The organism is Brachyspira sp. (assembly GCF_029258575.1).
Lineage (GTDB): Bacteria > Spirochaetota > Brachyspiria > Brachyspirales > Brachyspiraceae > Brachyspira.
This window is the reverse complement of the sequence record NZ_JARHYI010000146.1, coordinates 1-7,560: the sequence shown is the minus strand read 5'-3', so window position 1 is coordinate 7,560 and position 7,560 is coordinate 1. Positions and strand designations below refer to the sequence as shown.

The following is a 7,560-nucleotide window of genomic DNA, read 5'->3' as shown; positions in this document are numbered from 1 at the left end:
ATTAATAAAATATAATAATTTTTGGAATCATAAAAGAATACATTCCGCTTTAAATTATGATACTCCTATGTTATACTTCAAAAAAATAAGGAATACTTAAAGGAAATATCTCTGGCTCCCGTGCAATGATGAATAATTTTATATATTGACTTTTTTTATATTTTTATATAATCTACTTCAATGATTAAATACTATATTTTTTTAATAATGATAATAGCAAATACTTTGTACCCATTAGTTATAGTAGAAGAAAAAATTAATAAGAAAAGCATATATATATGGCAGAAATTAGAATATACTATTAATTATACAGGCGATGCTGATAAATTCAAAGCTGAAGGAATTAATACAAATGCCATAAGTGATTTTGAAGTTATTAATGAAAAGGTTGAGATAGAAACAGTTCATAAAGAAAATGAAATTCCAACTATGAGCTGCAAAATAATATATACTATGAAACCTGTAAGAAGCGGTAAATTAAAAATACCTGAATTGGAAGCAAGATATTATAATGTTGAAAGCGGAAATAGTTTAGTACCTAAAGAACAGATGATAGGCGGATATAATATAAGAGTATTCAATTCTTGGTTTATATTAATTATGGTAGGACAATGGGTTATTATAATATTCATTGCATTCCTAATTTATAAATTCATAAGAGATCAATATAAATTCAATAAAAAAAACTTTGAAAATAAAAATAAGGAATAATACATGTCAGATAATATAAATAACAGTGAAAACACAAATGAAATTAGTAATGAGATAAGTAATGCAAGTAAAGATTTGCAGGTTATATCTGAAGCATCAAAAATGGCACTTGATGTTGTAAATGCTATTAAGAATGAAATTAAAAAAGTGATTATCGGTCAGGAAAATATGATAGATAAACTTCTTCTAGGTATTATATGTGATGGTCATGTATTGTTAGAAGGAGTACCAGGACTTGCTAAAACTTTAACTGTAAAATCATTGGCAAGTACAATAGATGCAAGCTATAAGAGAATACAGTTTACTCCTGATTTACTTCCTGCAGATATAGTTGGTACAGAAATTTACGATATTAAAAATTCCGTATTTCTTCCTAAACAAGGACCTATATTTTCTAATATAATATTAGCAGATGAGATAAACCGTTCTCCTGCTAAAGTACAGTCAGCTCTTTTAGAGGCTATGGGAGAACATCAAGTTACTATAGGAGATAAAACTTATAAACTTCCAGATGTATTTTTAGTCCTTGCCACACAAAACCCAATAGAACAGGAAGGTACATATCCTCTTCCTGAAGCTCAGGTGGATAGATTTATGCTTAAAGTAATAGTGAAATATCCTACTAAAAGCGAAGAAAAAACTATAATAAAAAATATGTCATCTTCAAAGCCAGCTTCATTAAATGCTATAACTACAATAGAAACTATAGAAAAATTAAGAAAATTAGCCCATCAAATACATATAGAAGAAAGATTAATTGATTATATAGTGAACATTATAGATGCTACAAGAAACCCTAAAGATTATAAACTTCAAAGTGAATATATAGAATACGGAGCTTCTCCAAGAGCAGGTATATATTTGACTAAAGCTGCAAAGGCAAATGCTATGATGCAGGGAAGAGGTTTTGTTATGCCTGAAGATATTAGAGCTGTTGCTTATGAGGTATTAAGGCATAGAATAAGCGTTAGCTATGAGGCTCAGGCTGAAAATGTTAATAGTGATATGATAATAGAAAGTCTTCTTGCTAATATTAATGTGCCTTAAAAATTATAGATTTTGACATTTTTTTTGAAGCCTGATTATTAATTTAATCTGGCTTTTTTATTATAAAATTTTTCTTAAATAAGAATTTCATTATTGTTAGTTATATCATGACTTATAATATATAAAGTAGAAGAATTAAAAGGATATATTTTTAATAAAATCATATATTTTTTAATATAGTATTAATTTTCTATATTTTAAATCATTCTATTATTAAAACAGCATTTAAAGAAATTAACATAATATTTTTTATATAAATTCTATAAAGCAATTTTGATAATTACCGAGAATATAATATCAATAAAATTACGGAGTGTATTATATGGTACGTTCTTTATGGACAGCTGCAAGCGGTATGAACGGTATGCAGTTCAAAACTGATACTATAGCTAATAACCTTGCAAATGTTAATACTATAGGATATAAAAAAGTAAGAGCTGATTTTGAAGATTTAATATATCAAAACTTAAAAATACAAGGAACTCCTGCTACAGAGGATACTGTAACACCTGTAGGACTTCAAACAGGTTTAGGTGTTAAAAGTGCAGCTACTCAAAAGATGTTTGATCAAGGTTCTTTACAGGCTACTGGAAATAAACTCGATTTGGCATTGGAAGGAGAAGGATTTTTCCAAGTATTAATGCCTGATGGAAGTGTTGCTTATACAAGAGATGGTTCTTTCAAGATTGATGCTAATGGACAAATGGTTACTTCTAATGGATACAGATTAGTTCCAGAAATAGTATTCCCTGAAAATTTCTTGGTTGAACAGATAAGCATATCAAGAGAAGGAATTGTAAGCGTAAAAATAGGTGATGAAAATGATCCTGTAGAAATAGGACAAATCAATTTGCATAGATTCATTAATCAGCCAGGACTTTTATCTATAGGAGATAATTTATATAAAGAAACTATAGCAAGCGGTCCAGCATTTGAAGGTGAACCTGGTGCTAATGGTTTTCCTAGAATACATCAGGGCTTTGTAGAAATGTCTAATGTTAAAGTAGTTGACGAAATGGTTGATATGATTGTAGCACAAAGAGCTTATGAAATGAACTCTAAAGCAGTACAAACAAGCGATAATTTACTTGCTACTGTTGTAAACTTAAAAAGATAATTAATTAAAATAACATAACTAGTAATAGATAAAGGGGCTTTAAAAGGCCTCTTTTCTATATATAGATCCGTATGAACTTCCCTCTTTCAGATAAAGCTTGATCATAGTATCATATTCATATTGTATACTTTCAGCATAAGATTCACCATATACATCATAAGAATTTCCAGCATTATAGTATCTAAGAGTTTTTACAATATCTCCCTCAAATTTATCTAATAGTTTGTCTATAAATCTTACACCCAATATAATATTATCTCTTGGATTATATCTATTTAATATAGGGTCAACATCTTTATTAGCTATTGGAGTTATTTGACAGTACCCATAAGCATTTTTCCTAGATAAAGCTGTAGGAATAAAACTGCTTTCTACCTTGATTAAAGCAACCATTAAAAGCGGATCAACATCATAATTGCTACAAATATCAAAAACATCTTTTATAAACCAAAAATCCTGCTTATAATGATTAGCAACATCCTTGATTAAAGTAACCCAATCATTTGACGGAAAAGAATAATCATTGATATTAAAACTATGTGTTTCCAAATTAAGATTGCATAGAAATAAAACTAATATTATAACTGTTCTTTTCATAAACTTCCTGTTAAATTATAATCTCCTATCTTTTAGTATAAACCAGTTAATAATAAAATCAATATAAAGTTATATTCTTAATTTAACATTTTTTTTTTTAATGTCAGCAGAAAAAAAATATTTTTTAGATTAATTTCTAAAATAGAATTTCTATTTTTACATAAAAATATTTATAATATTACAGAGCCTTCAAAAGAGTATCTGGCTTCTCCTTTCATGAAAACAGTATTATTTTCATATCTCAAAACCAAATCTCCTCCTAAAAGATGATTAAGTATAATATTATCAGTTCTTTTAGAGATAAATCCAGCAACACATACCGCTGAAGCACCAGTACCACAGGCTAAAGTTTCACCGCTTCCTCTCTCCCAAGTTCTCTGCTTTACCTCTCTTCTATTTATAATCTCTACAAACTCTACATTAGTTCTATTTGGGAATATACTATTATTTTCTATATAACTTCCTATATCATCAATATTCATATCAGAAACATTATCAATAAATATAACGCAATGAGGATTTCCCATAGATACCGCTGTAAAATAATATGTTTTATTATTAAATACTATAGGCTCATCGATAATAGGAGTTTTATCTATAGTTGTTGGTATTTTAAGACCTTCAAGTATAGGAGAACTCATACTAATCTCTACAGTATCAACTTCTCCTCCTTTTACAAATAATTGGGCCTCTAATATACCTCTTAATGTTTCTATTTTCATAGGGTTATTATTAGTGATTCCTTTATCATATGCATATTTTACAACGCATCTTATACCATTGCCGCACATCTCACTTTCACTTCCATCAGCATTAAACATTCTCATTTGTACATCAGCTTTATCACTAGGCATTATGAGTATAACACCATCAGATCCTACAGAATAATTTCTATTACTTAATATAGGAGAATATTTAGCAGCATCTTCAGTAGTGAATTTTTCTTTAAAACAATTTACATAAATATAATCATTTCCTATGCCATGCATTTTGGTAAATGATAAAGTCATAATAAAACCTTCGAATAATTTATGTACATTCTATAATATAAATTAAATTAAGTAAATACTAAAAAATATAGCTAATATATTAAAAAATAAAATATTAGCTATACTTTAGAGATTATAATTTATTTGATTATTTATATTATATATATCTATTATTAATTTATATTATTTGGTTATTTATTTTATATCTTTCTCATCAAAGCCTAAAGCCTTAGCAACTCCAAGTCCATAAGCTTTATCTACATTCATACAGTTTTTAATATGTCTTAATTGTACTTCTTTAGTAACACCATTCATATCTCTTGCTGTATTTTCAAATAATACTTGTTTTTGTGCATCTGTCATAAGATTGAATAATGCTCTTGGATCTGTGTAATAGTCATCATCATCTTCTCTATGATCGTATCTATAAGCATCTCCGTAAATTTTCATAGGAGGCTCAGCATATTCTTTCTGCTCTTTCCACTCACCTTGAGAATTTGGTTCATACTCTACTTTAGAACCATTAGACTCTACTCTCATATATCCATCTCTATGATAAGTATTAGCTTTAAATTTAGGTGCATTTACAGATATGCTTGAATAGTTAACACCCAATCTATATCTTTGTGTATCAGTATAAGAGAATAATCTTCCCTGAAGCATTCTGTCTGGAGAGAATCCGATACCAGGAATTATTGTAGAAGGGCTGAATGCTGATTGCTCTACTTCAGCAAAATAGTTTTCAGGATTTCTATTTAATTCCAATACTCCAACATCGATTAGTGGATATTCTTTCTGTGACCAAGTTTTTGTTAAGTCAAATGGATTTCTTTTACTTGCATTAGCCTGTTCTTCAGTCATTATCTGAATCTTCATATTCCATCTAGGGAAATCTCCGCTTTCAATAGCTTTAAATAAATCTTTTTGAGAACTTTCTCTGTCTTTTGCTATTATTGCTTCTGCTTCCTGATCTGTTAAATTTTTAATACCCTGCTGAGTTTTGAAATGGAATTTTACCCAATATCTTTGTCCTTCTTTATTTATGAAACTATAAGCATGACTGCTGAATCCATGCATATGTCTATAGCTGTAAGGTATACCTCTGTCGCTCATATCTATAGTTATTTGGTGAATAGCTTCTGGTAAAGAAGTTAAGAAATCCCATTTATTTTGAGCACTTCTCATATTAGTTTTAGGATCTCTCTTTACAGCATGATTCAAATCAGGGAATTTTAAAGGATCTCTAAAATAAAATACAGGAGTATTATTTCCTACCAAATCCCAGTTTCCTTCTTCTGTATAAAATTTAATAGCAAATCCTCTGATATCTCTCTCAGCATCAGCGGCTCCTCTCTCGCCTGCTACTGTAGAGAATCTTACGAATAATTCAGTTTTCTTTCCAATTTCAGAAAATATTTTAGCTTTAGTATATTTTGTTATATCATGAGTTACTGTAAAAGTACCATAAGCTCCTGAACCTTTAGCATGCATTCTTCTCTCTGGTATAACTTCTCTGTCAAAGTGAGCCATTTTTTCCATAAACCATACATCTTGTAAAAGCATTGGTCCTCTTTTACCAGCTGTCATAGAATGCTGATTATTTTCAACGGGAGCCCCGAATTCAGTTGTTAATTTTTTATTAGACATTTATAAACTCCTTAATAGTATTTCTTATCAATAAATATATTATACTAAATACAATGTTTTATTTCAAGAGTATTAATGACTTTTTTTATGAAATATTAAAAAAATTATAAACTAAAATAAAAAATTATATTAAAAATATTAAAATTGTTGACTAATAATTAAAAAAGATATATTATTTATTAATAAATATTATTAATAAGGATTATTGTTATGATGAATTTAATAAACAAAAAAGAAGCAGCTATTCTTTTGAATATGGGAGGACCCAGAAATATAGAAGAAATAAACACTTTCTTAGTTAATATGTTTAATGATTATTACATACTAAATATTAAGAACAATTTTATAAGAGGCATGATAGGAAAAAAAATCATAAAAAAAATAAAACAAAATGTAATAAGACATTATGAAGCTATAGGAGGAAAATCTCCAATAAATGATTATACAGAAAATTTAGTAAACAAATTAAATCAATTGGATAATCGCATAGAATATAAATATATTATGAATTACAATTATCCATATGCATATGATGTATTAAAAGAACTAAAAGAAAAAGGTATGGATAAAATTACATTATTTAGTATGTATCCTCAATATTCCGAAGTTACTATAAAATCATCAATAGAAAGCGTTTATAAAGCTATAAAAAAATTAAAATATAATCCTCAAATAAATATAATAGACAGATACTATGACAATAATTATTATAATGATTCAATAATAGAACTAATAAAGAGCAGCATAGTAAATAAAAATCCAGAAGAATATATATTAATATTTTCAGCACATTCAATACCTAAAATGTATGCTGATAAAGGTGATCCTTATGAATATGAATGCAATGAAAATGTAAAAATATTAAAAGAAAAATTATATGAAGAAGGAATAAATTTCAAAGATATTGTACTTTCTTATCAGTCAAAAATAGGAAAAGTTGAATGGATAGGACCTTCTACTATAGACACAATAAAAAAATACAGTGGAGAAAAATTAATAATATATCCGCTAGCATTCACAATAGATAATTCTGAAACCATTTATGAAATAGATATTGAATACAGAGAAGAAGCTTTAAATGAATATAATATTAAAGACTTTATATTATGCCCATGCTTGAATGATAATATAAATTTTGTAAAAACTATAATAGAACTTTCTAATAATGCTAATACTTATCAAAATATATATTATAATAAAGAAATAGTTTAAAAAATATAAATAACTTTTTTTACATTCATAAAGTAATAAGTATCAGACTTTTTAAAGTAAATAATGATATAATAAAACAATGAGTATTAAAATATTCTTATTTTCATTATTTACTTTAAAATTATTTATGATATAACTTCATTTATTTCAATTTATAATATAAGGATTTTTATGGATTTAGAAAAAAAGTTGGAAGAATTTTATGCTGATGTAAGAATGCTTATGGAGCAGGCTGAAGCA

General features: G+C 27.2%; 7 protein-coding genes. 4 read left to right on the top strand and 3 right to left on the bottom strand.

The window, feature by feature from the left end:
• Positions 1-207: 207 nt before the first annotated feature.
• From Q1J76_RS11570 to flgG, 3 genes are all read left to right on the top strand, one after another.
• A complete protein-coding gene (locus Q1J76_RS11570; protein WP_300370515.1) occupies positions 208-711 on the top strand; it encodes a BatD family protein in 504 nt (167 codons plus the stop codon).
• Positions 712-714: 3 nt separating this feature from the next.
• Positions 715-1,758 carry an AAA family ATPase gene (locus Q1J76_RS11565; protein WP_300370513.1) on the top strand — a complete coding sequence of 348 codons (1,044 nt, stop codon included), beginning with the start codon at positions 715-717 and terminating at the stop codon, positions 1,756-1,758.
• A gap of 322 nt (positions 1,759-2,080) precedes the next feature.
• Positions 2,081-2,875, top strand: coding sequence for a flagellar basal-body rod protein FlgG (flgG, locus tag Q1J76_RS11560; RefSeq protein WP_300370511.1), 795 nt, complete (start codon positions 2,081-2,083; stop codon positions 2,873-2,875).
• A gap of 39 nt (positions 2,876-2,914) precedes the next feature.
• On the opposite strand, the gene Q1J76_RS11555 is transcribed toward flgG, so the two are convergent.
• The 3 genes from Q1J76_RS11555 to Q1J76_RS11545 all read right to left on the bottom strand — a co-directional run bounded on the left by Q1J76_RS11555 (position 2,915) and on the right by Q1J76_RS11545 (position 6,108).
• On the bottom strand, positions 2,915-3,472 hold the full coding sequence (locus Q1J76_RS11555; protein WP_300370509.1) for a lytic transglycosylase domain-containing protein: 558 nt from the start codon (positions 3,470-3,472) through the stop codon (positions 2,915-2,917).
• A 170-nt stretch (positions 3,473-3,642) separates the two neighbouring features.
• Entirely contained in the window at positions 3,643-4,482 is an 840-nt protein-coding gene (gene dapF, locus Q1J76_RS11550; protein WP_300370507.1) for a diaminopimelate epimerase, read from the bottom strand.
• A 174-nt stretch (positions 4,483-4,656) separates the two neighbouring features.
• Positions 4,657-6,108, bottom strand: coding sequence for a catalase (locus Q1J76_RS11545; RefSeq protein WP_300370505.1), 1,452 nt, complete (start codon positions 6,106-6,108; stop codon positions 4,657-4,659).
• Positions 6,109-6,321: 213 nt separating this feature from the next.
• Between Q1J76_RS11545 and hemH the strand changes: the two genes are divergently transcribed.
• Positions 6,322-7,320, top strand: a complete 999-nt coding sequence (gene hemH / locus Q1J76_RS11540; protein WP_300370517.1) for a ferrochelatase — start codon at positions 6,322-6,324, stop codon at positions 7,318-7,320.
• Positions 7,321-7,560 lie beyond the last annotated feature (240 nt).